The sequence below is a fragment of the Mycolicibacterium wolinskyi genome, assembly GCF_002101965.1.
In the GTDB taxonomy this organism is placed as follows: domain Bacteria; phylum Actinomycetota; class Actinomycetes; order Mycobacteriales; family Mycobacteriaceae; genus Mycobacterium; species Mycobacterium wolinskyi.
Genome location: NZ_LQQA01000005.1, coordinates 335934 through 350960, shown reverse-complemented (window position 1 = coordinate 350960; position 15027 = coordinate 335934). Strand labels below are relative to the sequence as shown.

Sequence of the window (15027 nt, the reverse complement as noted above, 5' to 3'; positions counted from 1 at the left end):
GTTGATTGTAACCGGCTGCGCCGGTTACAAGTTAGCGACCGGGCAAGCCCGGTCGAATCACGTTGCTACCCAACCGCTTACGCGGTTGGGTCGAATGACGTTGCGAGCGTTCATGGTTCGAGATCCACACCGCTGACGCGGTGTCATGGTGGAGACATAATGCGTTTGGCTCTCGTTATCCATTGCGCTGCAACCGCTTACGCGGTTTACGCCACCGCTCACGCGGTGATCCCGAAACACCTTGCCTACCAACACCATACCCACATACTACACCATGTTGTCGAAACATGATGCACCCCAACACCATTACCAACAACCCAAAGAAACGGCGCTCACGCGCCGAACCACACCCCCACACACAACGATGCCCGCAGGCCACAACCACACCCACGGGCACCGCACCACACCTACCAACCGCTCACGCCCCGCGCGAGCTCAACCACCTACACACTCACCGCCGGCCGGCGCCCCGCAATCAGACCACGCAGCTTCTCTGGAGGCAGCCCCGACTGCAACGCCACATCAAGCATCACCGCCATCCGATGTCCAGGGGAACTGCTCAGCGCTGCCTCCAGCGCGATTCCGGCAACTGGCCCATCACCACGCAGATACGCCGAGAACGCCAGCAACGTCAACGCCTCAGCGCGAAACGGTGCGGGCAGCACCTGACCCAACCGCGTCCACAAACGCTCGGCCAACGCTCTGTCCTGCGCCTCACCCACATTGAACAGGGCATCACGGACCCGCACATCCGCCAAAGAAGTGCCCACCTCGGCAAGCACCCGATCAGTCGGACCCTCCCCGCTGCCCATCTGACGCATCGCATCCACCGCCACACGCACCGCTACCGCAACATCCCCCACCGGAACAGCATCACCCACCAGCGGCGCCACAGCAGCCGCCCCAGCGCCATCGAGGGCCACCAACGCCTCCAGGTCAGCACGACTATCGAACAACCGCCGCCCCCCGGCCACCGCAACCGCCGCCAACACCGACGACGCCGGGTCATCCAGCACCCCCGCAACCGCCGGATCATCAGCACAAAACCACCGCCCACCAGCAGCAACCCGATCAACGATGACGCAATCCAACAACTCAATACCGAACCGCTGCAAACTGCCGGCCAGACCGCTAACCATCCCCTTCAACCGATCACCCCGAGCCGGATCGCTCACCGCATCCTCCGACACGATCACCGCCACCACACCATCAGCACACTGAGAACCCACCAGCTCCGCCAGACGAGCAGCTGCACCCACCTGCTCAGCAGAGCCCAAATCCACACGCATCACCGTCTTCAGCTCACCAGCACCAACAACGACCAGCACCAAAGAATCCACCGGCCTAAACCCCAACACCGCCACGACATTGCACACCAGATCACCCAAACCACCAAGCTTCAACACAACCCCTCCCGGGACTCCGTGGGCCTGCCGAACTGGCCTGCCCTACACCCACGATTCTACCGCCCAACACCGACAGAACCAGACCCAAACCCCCACTACAACAGCACTTTTCATACACACCACCTCCCCGCCCCATGCCGGGTGGGGAGGTGGTGTGAGGGAAAGCCAGTGTGGTGGTTCGCAGGTCCACAAAGAACCTGCGAACCACCACTACTTCGGTTAGGCGGCGCGCTCCTCAACCTCGTCCAGATCCTCCTGGTCGTCGCTGTCGAACTCCACAGCCACACCGAACGCCGGTCGATGTGCATTCTCAGGACGGCTGCTGTAGTCACCACTCGCCTCGAAATCAGGCACAGTGCGGATGTGATCGATGACGGTTTCCGAAATCTGCTCGCCGTCGTGGCGGGCCGCGACGTACAGACGGCACACCCGCATCTTCTGCGCACGCGAATCGGTGGGCACCGACACCACGTCAGCAGGATCAACCAGCACCACCAGCATCTGCTCGCTGAAATCCTCCGCATAGCCGAACGTGCCGACGTGCAGGCCGACCGAGCACCCCGAGTCCCGGTCCTCGTTGACCAGATCGCGAGGCATCCACACGGTGGCCCCGACCGGATAGGGCACACGTCCGAAGACCGTTTCGATGGACCCGTCTTGACTCTGCACCGTCACCGGCTCGCGCCCCGCATGCGCGGAGCGCCCGTCACCGCGCACTGACTTGTAGCCGACGATGAGGCCCTCGGTGGTCAGCGTGAAACCACCGGCTTTGAGCCAGCCGAACAACTGCGAGCGGGAGGCCTGCGAGGGGTTGCGCTCCAAGCGGCGCAGGAACGCGCCTAGCGGGGCCAGGTCGGCATCGCTGTTGGTGAGCCGGATGGCAGCGGCCAACATGACCTCCTCCACCGGGTCTCCGTGGGTGATCCGGTACGGCTCGGCCTCAGTCTGGTCCGTGTCGCCGTCCACAACCGCCACGGCCTCCACGGCAGCCTGTTTCACTCCGGTGCGGAACCTGTCCACAAGGTCGCGCACGGTCGCGAAATCCTCGCCGTGCTCGTCCATCAGGTAGCGGCGCACCGGCCCATAGGTGGGATCAGACGCGGCGATCAGCACACTGACTGACCCCTCACAAACGATGATTGACTGTTGATCGATAAGTGCGTGCATGATGCATGAAGTCCAATTCTCTTGAGCTGGTTTGGATGTCGGTACGAACGGGGGATCTAGGAGGCCTTGCGGGCGGCCTGGGGCGGGGTGTGGGCCACGTACTCGACGTAGTGGCCACGGGGCTCGCTGTTGTCCCAGCCGCGCAGGTGGTACAGCAACGGGTAGGCCTGCCGCAGATCGGCGTACAGTTCCCGGACCTTGCCGAACTGTGTCTGCGCCGCCGCGCACTCCCTCAGCTCCCCCACCAGCGAGGCCTGGGCTTCGGTGACCTTCCCAGCGGCCTGCACCAGTGCGGCGATCCGCGACAGCAGGGCACGGCGCGGATGGTTCTCGGGGCTGGCGGCCAAGGCCGCCGCCGCGACACCGAACGCGGCCGCGTAGACCGATGCCCGCTGCCGATGCGCGACATAGCAGACGGCCAACAGCTCCTCCGGGGACCACCCCGCAGTCTCGGCAGTGAACCGGCGCTGCATCCACGCGCCACGGGTCATCGCCTCGGGTACCGCTGCCAGCAGAGGCCCGCTCTTGCGCCTGCCCAGATACACCGTCACTGACGCCGGTTGACCGCTCTGCACCTGATAGGTCGCGTCGTCGGTGTAGATGACCGGCAGGCCCAATGCGGCGATCTCCGGGCCGCTCAGCACCGCGTTGCGGCGAGCGCCGCCGTAACGATCAATGATCTGGCAGCCGTAGCCCATCGATGGCCCGCGCGTCACACGCCTGCCCGCCATCGCGGCATTCCACTGCTCGAAGGTGTACCGCACGGCGATCCCGTCGGTGTCCGCACCCAGCGGCCACGTCTGATCGGTCAACCGATTCCCCGGCGCGAACACGTTCAGCGCAACCGACGTGGCACTTTCCGGCACCGCGATCAACCGCCGAATCGTGGGATGCTTCTCGGCCAAGAAGGTGGCGAACCGAGACAGCACCCGCCCTGCGGGCACACCAGTCACCACCAGCGTGGTGCTCATCTCGGCGCGGGCAGTCACTGCCTCGAACACGTCGTCACTGGAATTCTCGATGCGTTTCCACCGTGAACGCCCTGACAGGGTGCTCACATGCCAGGCACCCACGCCAATGGGCACGCCGACCCGAAACGGGATCGGCAGCGTGGCCGCTGTGCCCATTCCGCCCAAGGTGTCGGACCGCAGCTTCACCGCAGCAGCCACGTCGGTGGCCGCCAGTCGTGAAATCTTCTGCGCCAGTGCGTCATAGGCCACCCGGAACTGTGCCAGTGCCGCGTCCACGGCGGCCAAGGTGCGCTCGGTGGCGATCACCGACTCCCGGCTAGGAGTGTGATCGAACGAGCCGATGGGCAACTCGAGCACACAGGCCGGCAACCTGGTGGCCTGCGTGACCCGCTTGGTGACCTCGGGCACCGATGCAAACAGCGTGCCGCCACTGCGCACCATCACCGCACTGTGGTCCGGGCGATCAACACGTCGGCACGACACCGGCCCGATCCACGTCGGACCACCGGCGAGACTGTCCACCGGCTCACCGTCCACCAGCACCGCGCCAGCATCGTGCGCACAGGCCACCTCACGCACCACGCGATGCCAGGCCTCGACATGCCCTGCGACCTCGACCGGAACGATGATCGTGGTGCCGTCCGGCAGGTCGCTGGGCACACCGGCCAAGAGCACCTGGTGCTCCAAGTTGCGGGCCGCGCGCACCGTCGTGCGCAGTCCGCCCTTCACGGTGTCCACCAGAAACGACTCGGCCAGTGTCCAAGCCGATTTCGCGCCGACGCCCAGCCCGCCAATCATCTCGTTGCTGTCGCGCTTGCTCGACGCGGCGAACGCCAGAAACGTCGCCTCGACCTCCGCAAGAGACATGCCAGTGCCCCGGTCCGTCACGATCAGATTGGGTTCGATCAGGGTCGGCGTGGTCACCGCTACCGGCTCGGCCCTGCCCGCCGCGCGGGTGGCATCCACGGCATTCGACACATACTCACGTGCCACCGCCAAGCGCCGGTCCGCGTACAGATTGACCAACATTTCCATCATCCGGCGCGCACCCTCCGGGTCTACCCGACTCGTCATCGTGGGCAACTCGGCAGTCGTACCGACCAGCGTCGAAACAGTCTCGGCAATTCGCATTCGACTTCCCCTCCGGGACTCTGTGGGCCTGCCGGATTGGCCTGCCCTACGCTCCCGATTCTACTGCCAAACACCGACAAATCGGAGCCAAATCCCCAGTACAACAGCCCTTTTCAAACACACCACCTCCCCACCCCATGCCGGGCGGGGAGGTGGTGTGTGGTGGCAGTGGTTCGACAGGAGTCCAGACAACCTGCGGTGCGTCGATTTCAGATGACGGCCAGGCGCTAACGCGCCGCGGGCACCGCATTGGTGCTCCAGGCGAACTTGTGCGCAACCTACGATCATCACTATGGGATTCGCGTTGATTCGTCGTGCCCGGGTGGTGAGCGCCCGATGACCCAGCCACCAAGCCAGCCTTGGCCACCGCAACACGGTCCAGGCGCAGCGCAATACGGCCTCCCGAACCAGGGCCAGCCTGGCGGCCACTCGCAGTGGCCGGCGCCACCCGCACCAGGATGGTCACCTTCGCCGCCGAACAAGGGCGGAAAGAAGAAATGGCTGTGGGCCGGCGCCGCGGTCGCTGCGGTTGTTGCTATTGCCGCGGTGAGCACCGTGATTCTGCAATCGGGCGGTCAGCCCGAGCCGCCGGCACCGGTCGCTGACCCCACGAGCGCGCCACCAGCTCCCCCGAGTGTCGACAGCGGTGTACCCGTCACTGCGCTACGCGGTCTCGTGCTGACACCGGAGGAGCTCAACGCCGCACTGGGCACCTCGGAGATGAAAGCTGTCTCGGACAGCACCACGCTTATGACACGCAACACCTCTCGCCCCGAATGCGGCAGTGTTGTCGACACGGGCATCAAGTCCGCCTACGAAGGATCTGGATACCGAGCGCTTCAGTATCAGTTCAACCAAGACGACGGCGAACACGCCTACAACCCTCGCGAGCACGTGTTCGGGGTACCCCAGGTGCGGCTGTCACAGATGGTCACCGCTTTCCCTGACTCTGCCCGAGCCGACAAGTTCGCCGCGGACGAAGCTGGAAAGTGGCGCCAATGCATCGGGTCGGGTGTCGTGACACTCTCTCAAGAGGGCCAAGACAACGCTGATTTTCGGATCAGTGAGGTGAAGCTGAAGCCCCAGTACACCGTCCAGGGTGTACTCACCGTCGATATGCGCCGGGCCGGTGATCCGAATGTCCCGGACATGCTGTGGACGTGCTTCCATTCGCTTGGCGCAAAGCGCAACATCGTTGCCGACGTGATGATCTGTGACAGCTATCTGGCGCACAATGAATCCGCGAAAGTGCTGGAACGGATCCTCTCCAAGGTCCCGGCTAAATGAGCGTTCCCCCAACAGAACCCACTCACAACAACGTCGCGCCCTCCCGACACCCACGCGACGGCGCTGCACCTTCGCCCTACGATGAGCCCACGGTGGCATACCCTCGACGATCGGCCTCCGCACCTCATCCAGGATGGGGAACACCAACAGGGTCTGCCCCATCCCCGCAGCACGACCTACCGGGCCCGCCTACCGGAACGGTAGCGCCCCCGCCGATGCGGCGGGCCGGCCGCCGCTGGCCGGCTGCGGCAGCGATCGTGACTGCCATTGGCGTCGGAATCGCAGCCACCGGTGTGCTGGTGCGTCAGATCAGCTCCCCCGCTTCTGAACCGGCCCCATCATCGCTTCCCAGCACTTACAGGCCCCCGCGGCCGATCGTGACAACACCAAAGCCCGAACCTGAACCCAATGCCATCCACGCCGGGCAGCTCGGCGGTATCCTCAGCCTGGGTCCGGGCTCCGGCGACGTCTCGATCTCCACAGTGCTCGACGTCCCGTACCTGGGCAAGACCTCGGAATTCTTCGGGCTGAGCAACTGGAGCAGCGATCGCCCGGACTGTGGCGGAGTCCTGTTCCCCTCGCTGCCACAAGGCTATGACAACTCTGGCTTCACCGACTCCCGCACACACGTCTACGACGACGCCAAACCGGGCGAGACCGACAGCCACATGATGGTCGAGCAGCAAGCCACCGCGTTCTACACCACCACAGCCGCAACCGACTTCGTCACCAAAGCGGTCGAGAAATGGGGCAAGTGCGCCAACCAGGTGGTGACGGTGAACAAACCCAAATCGAACAAGATTCCCCACGAGCCCTACACCGTGAGCGCACCAGCCATGGTCGACGGAATCCTCACCGTCACAACCATCCGCGAAGACCAGCCCGACAAACCGTGGCAGTGCCAGCACTCACTGACCTCCCGCCGCAACGTCGTCATCGACGTAGCGATATGCACACCCACCGGTTCGACCCAGGCGCCCATGCTGGCCCGCTGGAGCGCCGACCGGGTACCGCCGGCCTAGATGTGCTGTCTCATGAGGTTGGCGCTGCCCAGATCGGCTGCGATGGCGCCCTCCAAATCTCTTGCGGTACGGGTTGGTGGCTTGCTCATACGATTCATGGATGCGGAGGACTTGGCCCGGGCGTCGGTTGGCGCTGGCAGTTCTGTGCTGGCTCGTGCTGGCGATCGGCGGCTGCGGCGCGGCGCAGCCCGATGTGATCGCAACCGACAAAGACAACGGTGGGCGCGTACAGGTCCGCAGCGGTCAGCTGCTCGACATCGTTCTTGCCGACGATTACGACGAGACCAGGTGCCAATGGCGCAAGGACCACAACTCAGGCCGCGACATAGTGGACTTCCGGGGACAACGCTACGAGTGGGATCGCACGCCGCCGGCCGGCAGAGGCAACGGCACCAGCACGATGAGATACCTGGCCCGCCAGACTGGGACCGCGCGGATCAGCCTGGTCGAGTCCGACAACAGCGATCGGGTGTGCCGGCGCTTTGCCGTCGACGTCGAGGTGGGGCCGCCGAGCATGCTGGAGGGCATCGCCTCGGCCGGCAACTACGCCTTCCCCTATGTGGCAGGAGCATTGGTCGTGGTCGTGACACTCGGCTTGATCGGACGTCTGCTCTACTTTGCTTTCCGGAGCACGCGCGAGTGATCCTGCGGTACGACGCTTTCGCGACCCGGCTTTCATCACTAGGCCCGCTTGCACTACAGGCCAGTGAGAACTATGTGGTTCCTCGGCGGCAAGTACTTTTGGTCTCTGCTGGCCGGCACAAGTTCGGGGAGCTCAGGTTCGTCGTCGAGGGACGCCGGGCCGTCCCAGGGAGCCGCCAATGTCACGGAATAGCACACCTAGACGTCAGGCCGCCTGGATCCGAGCTGAGATCGGCACGATGATCCCCGGCAGCAGCCAGGGGGTCGGGCCCGGACCGCACGTCGTGGTGTCAATGACAACGTTTCTGCGCCAGGCCATTCCACGAACGCAGGTCCATCCGTTGTCGCCCTCATCGTGATAGCTCGCGGCGAGAATCCCGTCGCTGCGTTTTACCATCGTTACCACGTAGTCGGCGACCAGGCCGTCCTTGTTCTTTCGTTGCAACACCTGGGTGGAGCACGTCTCCCACAGCGCGTTCTGTCCGTCGACGAAGCGGGCGGCTTCATGCGTGTCGCGCATCGCGATCACCGACTGCGACAACGTCACCTGCCGTTGCTCGTCGGCCAACGTTTGATGGCGTACAGCGCTCCATCCGCTACCACGGTAGGCACGTTCTGACCGATCGTTGAGCAGCCCCAAGCATTCGCTGTCGGGCTCTTTCGAGTCCAACGTGTCGTCATCGGAGACAACCTCGACAGATTGGGCACCGTGGGCCTTCGCGACTTCCTGCGGGGTGAGCAGCAGCCCGTCCAACACGGCCGGCGGCACATTGCCGATACCCGAGACGGTGACCACGACCGCGGCCGCGACCAGCGCCAGAGCAACCACCGTCACAACGATGGCGGCCAGCGTCAACGGAGAGGGCCAGCGCCTGCGTGGCGGCGCAACAGGGATCACTTGCGCGCGGCCACCTTCTCAGCCATACCCCGAACAAGTTCGGTCACCGTGCCGTCTTTGGTGCGCGAGCACACCGAACCTTCAACCACGATGTTGTTGCGCGATGTCGACGCAATCGAGCATGCCCAGTCGCCCTCGGCTTCACCGGTGCCCTCCCGCGTCCTGCGCAACGTGATCATCCCGTCACTGGAGCTGACCGGCCCGATCACCTCGAAGGCAGGAGGGCCGGGGGGATTGTCAGGGTTGGTGTAGCTGACGTTCACGGTCCGGCCCGAGCATTTCCGCCATGCTTCCTCGCTGCTCATGATGAACTTCTGGGCGAGCTCGGCGGAGGGAAATGCGACCACCACTTGCGTCAGGTAGTCGATTTGCGGACGGTTGGCGAAGTATTGACGCCGCACCGCGGTGAAGCCGCTGCCTGTGTACTTGGCTTCGGTTCCTGGCATCACTGATACGCAATCGCCGTCAACGATGGACCCTTTGCCCGCTTTCTCGTAGATCCTGTCGCCCAAATCTTCAGAACCCGTCAGTTTGTCGGTTCCCACCGCCTTGGCAGCCTCAGCAGGTGCCAGCAGCAGCCCGTTCAGTGCGCCCACCGGGATCGGCGGGGCAGCCGGTTGCGACTCGTCGGCCGAAGCGTTGTCTCCCGAATCGCCCGAGGTGACCGTCAGCGCGACCGCAGCCCCCACGGCTACAACCACCGCCACCGCGGCGCCGGCCAGAGCCCACTTGCGCTTGCTGCCACGACGAGCAGGGATCGCGGTCATGGGAGCGATCGGCGGCTGCGGCTGGCCCTCCCAACGCGGGGTTCCGACACCGTGCGGTGGCCGGTGAACTCCTTGCGGCGGACCAATCTGGTGTGTCCTGGGCCCCTGGGGATCCCACGGCGGCGTCGCAGTGCTCGGCGGCTGCCCCGGCACACCACCAGGCCCGCCATTGCTCGGCGAGACACCAAACCGTGGCTGACCACCGCCCTCATGCCCAGCTTGGCGCGGATATCCGGGTCCAGGTCCGCCAGGCGGCGGAGGCATCGTCATCGCCTGACCCCTAACGGTGCGGCAAACAGTATCTCCACGCCACAGATCGTAAGTGCATCAACACCCGTCCCCTCACACCAACTGACCGCAGCACATCCCCTCTGAGCTGCATAAGTGCTCAAAGAGCCATGATTGGGGCGCAGACGTGCGGTTGCAGTCGTCGCGGTTGGTTGGCGCCCATGGACCGGCTCGTGACGCTCGGTCATCTGGTTAATCCATTGCTGCACTCGCCGGGGGTCAGCTGTCGGGCGTTGTCGCTGCCGTTCCAGCGGCGCCAGGCCAGGCGGCGGCGAATGCCAAGCGCCAGCAGCAGCAAACCAGCGGCCGGAAAGATGATGGCCAGGCTGGTCTGACGGACGGTCGGGAAGTCGTCAGCTAGCAGGTCGATCAACGTGTACCCCCCCCGATTTGCCCGTTTGCGTGACCAGCAGCCTAGGGCCCAGCGAACGGAAGGATGGCCCGTATCTGAGTGGAGCTCGCGGCGGGTCCGCCGCGTAGTTGGTGCCCGTGATGGTGGCCGGCGGCGTTGATAATGACTCAAACGATCCGACCGGAATCGCTGCCACCGGGTTCATGTCGAGGGTGGCGGAGTCGATGTGTGAGAGGTGTGTCGATGAGCGTGCCCCCTGGGCCGGGCCCCTACGGCGCCATGCCACCAAACGGTGGCCAGGGATCGGCGTGGGGCGCTCGGCCGGAGCCGCCGCGACCGGGCTCCTACGGTGCGCCACATCCGAGTTACCCGGGTGGACAATCCCAATGGGGACCGCCGCAGCGCAGTGGACGGGCGGTCCGCCACCGAACAAACCCGACAAGACCAAATGGATCCTGGGCGGCGTGGCCCTGGTCGCCATCATCGCCCTGGCGATCGTGGGCACCATGCATTTCACGCGACCCGATGCCGGCGCCAGCAACGCCGATGCGCCCGGAAACAACACGCACACAGAGTTCGCCAGTGCTGACGACACCGGGCCGGCCGGCATCATCACCGACGACTCGACCTGCGAAGCCTGGCGAACGATTTCCCATGACATGGAAGCGGTTTCTGATGCCGTCAAGTGGAACGAGCAGGATTATTCGGTGCCGGCGACACAGTGGAATCCTGATCAACGCGCAGCATTTGAGAAAAAGCGCACCGCGTTGACCGCTGCGATGCCCAACGTGGCAGATCTAGCGAAACAGACACCCCATCGGGTCATGCGCGAACTCTACGGCCAGTACATCGCCTACTCGCAAGCATGGATAGATGCGATGCCAACCTATTCGCCCCCAGACAACTACACCGTCGCGGCTTCCAACGTTTTCTATACAGCGTTGAATCGCGTGTGTGATGCCATCTACTTCCGCGGAGCTCAGCAAACCGCACCTCTGATCGCTACCGCGTCACCGCCGTCAGACGCTCAGGCGCCGAGCAGCGACAGCGCGTCTCGACCCGGAAGATTCCTGAGCGATAACCATGGCACCTGCGGGGACTGGATGGCTCTGGTCACCCGGTTTGATCACGATCCACGTGCCGACGCCTGGGCTGATCTAGACCCCAATATCGCGGTAGCGGAATGGAGCCCCGAGTACAAAGCAGTCGTTGATGCCGTCTTGCCGCTGTTGGTTGCCTATGCCGACGACATGGAGCGATTGGGCCGGGATAGCGGGAACCCGGTTTGGGAGGACTTCGCGGTACTGGCCGCGCAATATGTGCGGGCCTATATCGAGGCCGCTCCCACCTTCTCGCCAAACTATGCCGACATGACCTTGACCGCGACGGCCGTTGCTAATGCGATCAATTGGGCATGCAAGGCGCAGTCATGAACGGTCGCTGGCCCTGTGCTGTGACCGACAGAGCATCCTGGACGCTCGCGGCAAAGAAGCGGCGCGGCGAGGTCTCGGTGACCGAGGGCACCCCGGGCGGGATAGTGAGAGTGGCAGCCTACGCCAAGAGGCAAAGCATGGTGGCCGCAAACCAGTGGGTGCACAACCTCGAACTCGGCACAGGCCGACCCGTCGGCGCAGACAACGGCACACAGGTGTTGTGGCCATTCACATTTGAGGTAGACGAGAACAATGCCCGATAACCCGACATATCGGTGCAGGTGCGGCCACGCGATCATCTACGAAACCGATTCCGCCAAACCATCATTCAATCAGCCCCTCTGCACCAACAGCGAATGCGAGTACAGCGCAGACACCGGCGGGGCCGCCTGGTTTCTCCGAATCAGTGGCCAGGTATGACCCAGGGCCCACGGACGACCAGGGTGGAACTCCGGGCTTCAGGCATGGGCCTTGCAGGCCCAATTGACTGAATTCGCCAGGATGGTCGAGGTCAGCGACAACAGGCCATAGGCGGGCCGATAGGTGGGCGCACCCTGAATGTAGGCGCGCATGTATTGCGCTGCCGTCACGGCGAAGTCCTCCCAGACTGGGTTGCCGCTCTGGCGGCCCAGGCGTTCCATGTCATCGGCGTAGGTGCCCAACACCGGCAGGACAGCGTCCACGACCGCTGTGTATTCCGGAGTTCGCTCGCTGGCCCGGACGTTGGGATCAAGGTCGTTCCACGCCTTCATACGTGAATCCTGTTCGAAACGATCAATCATGGCCCTCCAGTCTTCACAGCTGGCGTCGCCCTGGTTCATGAACGGCTCGGTGGCCGGTTGTGCCTCACCTTGTAGCGCCTGAACATCCGATGGCGGCGCCGCGGCCGCAATCAGCGGAGCGAGCTGCTGCGCCGCGCGGAAGTAGATAGCATCGCATACACGATTGAGCACGGTGAAGAGTTGGTTTGAGGTGGCAACACTGTCGCGATCGGTTGCCGAATACGTTGGGACAGCGTCGATCCACGCCTGCGTGTAGGCGATGTACTGGCCATAGAGTTCGCGCATGACCCGATGCGGGGTCTGCTTGGCCAGGCTCTCCACCTTCGGGACCGCACTCCCCAACGACGCGCTCTTTTTCTCAAACGCATTGCGCTGATCGGCATTCCACTGTGCCGCCGGCACCGAATAGTCCTGCTCATTCCACTTGACGGCATCAGAAACCGCCTCCATGTCATGGGAAATCGTTCGCCACGCTTCGCAGGTGGAGTCGTCGGTGATGATGCCGGCCGGCCCGGCGTCGTCGGCACTGGCGAATCCAGAGCCGCCCGGCCCGGGCGCACCCGATGAACCGGCACTGCCATCAGCTCGGGTGACGTACAACGTGGCCACGATCGCCAGGGCGACGATGGCGACCAGGGCCACGCCACCGAGGATCCATTTCGTCTTGTCAGGCTTGTTCGGCGGTTGCGCTCCCCATGGCGGCACTCCGCCCGGCTGACCCGGATACCCCACACCGTACGGCGGCGGCACCGAATGCCCAGGCGGGCCACCCCACCCCTGCGGCCGCGGTGGCATGTTGCCGGGTGACCCCGGCCCAGGGGGCACGCTCATCGACACACACCTCTCACACATCGACGCCACCACCATCACCACCACGAATGGAGGCAGCGCGTCCAGTCAGATCCGGAAGCTTGAGTCATTATCAACGCCGCCAACCACCATCACGGGCACCAACTCGGTGTACGGGAGGGCCCGACAACCACTACGACCTCCAGCGGCTCAACTTTTGGTAGCAGTCATGCGTGGGAGGTCGGAGATCGCGCTCACCGCGAGCGACGCCCGCAAGAACCTCCTTTCCCTGGCCGAGCAGGTCAACGATGACGGCGCTCCGGTAGAGATCACCTCGAAGCACGGGCGGGGCGCACCCTCAGCCGGTTGTTCCGCAACGCCTCGGCTAGAGGCGATTTCGAGTCCGTCGCTATTCCACGGCCGCTCTGGCGTGTCAGCCCGTAGACCAACCGTCAGTGATAGGAATGCACCATGATTGAAGCCGACGGAACGGCAAACGGCCCGGCTCAACGACGTGTTGAGTACCTTTGCGTCAACAGCGCTGGGGATGTGTCGATCCTTGTCACCACCGATGGCAACTACAGAAACTTCCGGATGTACGTGGGGAGCCCAGGAACTCCGATGCGCGAGGTGAAGGTGTTCGATGCGGAGCGAATGCGTGACGGCGGAACGACCTGGATCTTCACTGCGGAAGGAACTTTCTTCGCACCCTCACCGCACCGGAAGCCGTCGTGGGGGCCCGGATCGGACGCCTCCTGTGTTTGGCCAACGGCAGACTTAATGGGGGACGAATGGGGGTTACCAACCCCCGACGCGTTCCGCCCGGCTCTGCCGTTAGCCAAACAGGAGTCCTTCAAATTGGTTGAGCCCGCCACGTATGCCGATGTGGGATCCGCCAGCGACGACCGAGTCCTCATTGAACGCGCACAAGCGGCCCTCGCGCGCAGGTAAGACGGACTGCAATTTCACCCCCAAGAGGCTGGCGCAGAAATTCGCAGCTCCAGCGCCGACACCGTCCCCGCGTCCGGCCTCGTTGCGGTTGCAGGTCAGGTAGTGACTCCTACTCAGAGTCTGTTATTGCGTCGATCTCTGTTCTCTGCCGCGGCGCTGTTGGCCTCTGCAACCACCACAGTGCATGCCATGGGCGACTGCCGTCGCCGACGAGCATCACCACCACGGCCAGCAGGACCGGCATGGCTATGAACCTGCCTAAGGCCGTCGACAGGTTGTAGGCGCTGTGCGCAATTGCTGTGCCAATCGAATAGGCCGCTACCAGCGATGTGAAGGGCATGCCGCGGCTCAAGGCCTGTCGGCCGACCGCGACCGCGGCGACGAGGCCGCCGCCCGACCAGATCACCACCCATCCCAGCCACCACCAGACCGAATGGTGATCGGCGTAGTACAGGTGCAACACAAAACGGCAGAGCACGTTTATCGCCACCACGACAGCTACTGTGCGCCAGCGCGAGGACAGGAAGAGCGCCAGGGCGAAACCGGTGAACGCGAGCTCCTCTTGGAAACCAGACACGACATCAACGGCCGTTCCCACACCAGAAGGCAACGCGCTGCCGGTAATCCGCTGGCACCACGGTTCAACACTTGCGACGAGGCGATACGAGGTGCCGGCGAAGTTGCAGCCGAACAGGAGCACGGCGGCGAGGAGCGCCACGGACGACCTTGACGGAACACGGGAAACCTGTTCATTCTCCTGCTTCTCACGCACATGCAGGAGCGCGGCGAGTACCAATCCCGCGATCACCGCGACCAGTACCCGGTCAACCACATCGAATCCGCCTGAGGCAATAGCATTAGGAGCGTCAACACAGTCGGGCCGCCGAACCCAGTTGATCACTCCGGCCACCAAAGCTGGGCCGAACACCGCGAAAAGGCCGCCCGTGTATGCGAGGACCTTCACGCCATCGCCGCCTGCCTCGCGGCGCATTCGGTGTACCGCCCACCAGGTGGCCGCGAACGCGCCGAACTGGGCGGCTACCACCACCCATGCAAGCACCGGTCCGCCGCCGAGCTGCACAAGTAGCGCGGCCTGTACAACAAGGACACCCAGTGCAGTCGCCATCAACACCGTGCTGCA

Annotated in this window: 13 protein-coding genes; 5 read left to right on the top strand and 8 right to left on the bottom strand. The window is 64.1% G+C overall.

Annotation, left to right across the window (positions count from 1 at the left end):
- Positions 1 to 443 precede the first annotated feature (443 nt).
- The 3 genes from AWC31_RS03660 to AWC31_RS03650 all read right to left on the bottom strand — a co-directional run bounded on the left by AWC31_RS03660 (position 444) and on the right by AWC31_RS03650 (position 4618).
- Positions 444 to 1406 carry a DUF4192 domain-containing protein gene (locus tag AWC31_RS03660; protein ID WP_085142792.1) on the bottom strand — a complete coding sequence of 321 codons (963 nt, stop codon included), beginning with the start codon at positions 1404 to 1406 and terminating at the stop codon, positions 444 to 446.
- A gap of 219 nt (positions 1407 to 1625) precedes the next feature.
- Positions 1626 to 2519, bottom strand: a complete 894-nt coding sequence (locus AWC31_RS03655) for a hypothetical protein (protein WP_085142790.1) — start codon at positions 2517 to 2519, stop codon at positions 1626 to 1628.
- 110 nt (positions 2520 to 2629) lie between these two features.
- Entirely contained in the window at positions 2630 to 4618 is a 1989-nt protein-coding gene (locus AWC31_RS03650; RefSeq protein WP_085142843.1) for an ATP-binding protein, read from the bottom strand.
- Positions 4619 to 5011: 393 nt separating this feature from the next.
- Between AWC31_RS03650 and AWC31_RS38125 the strand changes: the two genes are divergently transcribed.
- From AWC31_RS38125 to AWC31_RS03635, 3 genes are all read left to right on the top strand, one after another.
- A complete protein-coding gene (locus tag AWC31_RS38125) occupies positions 5012 to 5962 on the top strand; it encodes a sensor domain-containing protein (protein ID WP_085142787.1) in 951 nt (316 codons plus the stop codon).
- A gap of 377 nt (positions 5963 to 6339) precedes the next feature.
- Complete coding sequence (locus AWC31_RS03640; RefSeq protein ID WP_085142841.1) at positions 6340 to 6984, top strand: sensor domain-containing protein; 645 nt, start codon at positions 6340 to 6342, stop codon at positions 6982 to 6984.
- Positions 6985 to 7084: 100 nt separating this feature from the next.
- Positions 7085 to 7627 (top strand): protease inhibitor I42 family protein, encoded by a 543-nt coding sequence (locus AWC31_RS03635; protein ID WP_133060100.1) that lies wholly within the window; start codon positions 7085 to 7087, stop codon positions 7625 to 7627.
- 204 nt (positions 7628 to 7831) lie between these two features.
- Here the strand turns inward: AWC31_RS03635 and AWC31_RS03630 are convergent, their stop codons facing one another.
- From AWC31_RS03630 to AWC31_RS37080, 3 genes are all read right to left on the bottom strand, one after another.
- A complete protein-coding gene (locus tag AWC31_RS03630; RefSeq protein ID WP_234816708.1) occupies positions 7832 to 8482 on the bottom strand; it encodes a sensor domain-containing protein in 651 nt (216 codons plus the stop codon).
- A 38-nt stretch (positions 8483 to 8520) separates the two neighbouring features.
- A complete protein-coding gene (locus AWC31_RS03625) occupies positions 8521 to 9291 on the bottom strand; it encodes a sensor domain-containing protein (protein ID WP_085142781.1) in 771 nt (256 codons plus the stop codon).
- 472 nt (positions 9292 to 9763) lie between these two features.
- Positions 9764 to 9952: a hypothetical protein gene (locus tag AWC31_RS37080; RefSeq protein WP_133060099.1), complete on the bottom strand. Its 189-nt coding sequence runs from the start codon at positions 9950 to 9952 to the stop codon at positions 9764 to 9766.
- A gap of 365 nt (positions 9953 to 10317) precedes the next feature.
- On the opposite strand from AWC31_RS37080, the gene AWC31_RS03620 reads away from it, so the two are divergent.
- A complete protein-coding gene (locus AWC31_RS03620; protein WP_085142779.1) occupies positions 10318 to 11364 on the top strand; it encodes an ESX-1 system-associated protein in 1047 nt (348 codons plus the stop codon).
- A 458-nt stretch (positions 11365 to 11822) separates the two neighbouring features.
- On the opposite strand, the gene AWC31_RS03610 is transcribed toward AWC31_RS03620, so the two are convergent.
- The gene (locus AWC31_RS03610) at positions 11823 to 12788 is read right to left on the bottom strand and encodes an ESX-1 system-associated protein (protein ID WP_133060098.1); all 966 of its coding nucleotides are present in this window, start codon (positions 12786 to 12788) and stop codon (positions 11823 to 11825) included.
- Between the two features lie 618 nt (positions 12789 to 13406).
- On the opposite strand from AWC31_RS03610, the gene AWC31_RS03605 reads away from it, so the two are divergent.
- Positions 13407 to 13886, top strand: a complete 480-nt coding sequence (locus tag AWC31_RS03605; RefSeq protein WP_133060097.1) for a hypothetical protein — start codon at positions 13407 to 13409, stop codon at positions 13884 to 13886.
- A gap of 109 nt (positions 13887 to 13995) precedes the next feature.
- Here AWC31_RS03605 and AWC31_RS03600 read toward each other — a convergent pair whose 3' ends face one another.
- The gene (locus AWC31_RS03600) at positions 13996 to 15012 is read right to left on the bottom strand and encodes a hypothetical protein (RefSeq protein WP_133060096.1); all 1017 of its coding nucleotides are present in this window, start codon (positions 15010 to 15012) and stop codon (positions 13996 to 13998) included.
- Positions 15013 to 15027: the final 15 nt, after the last annotated feature.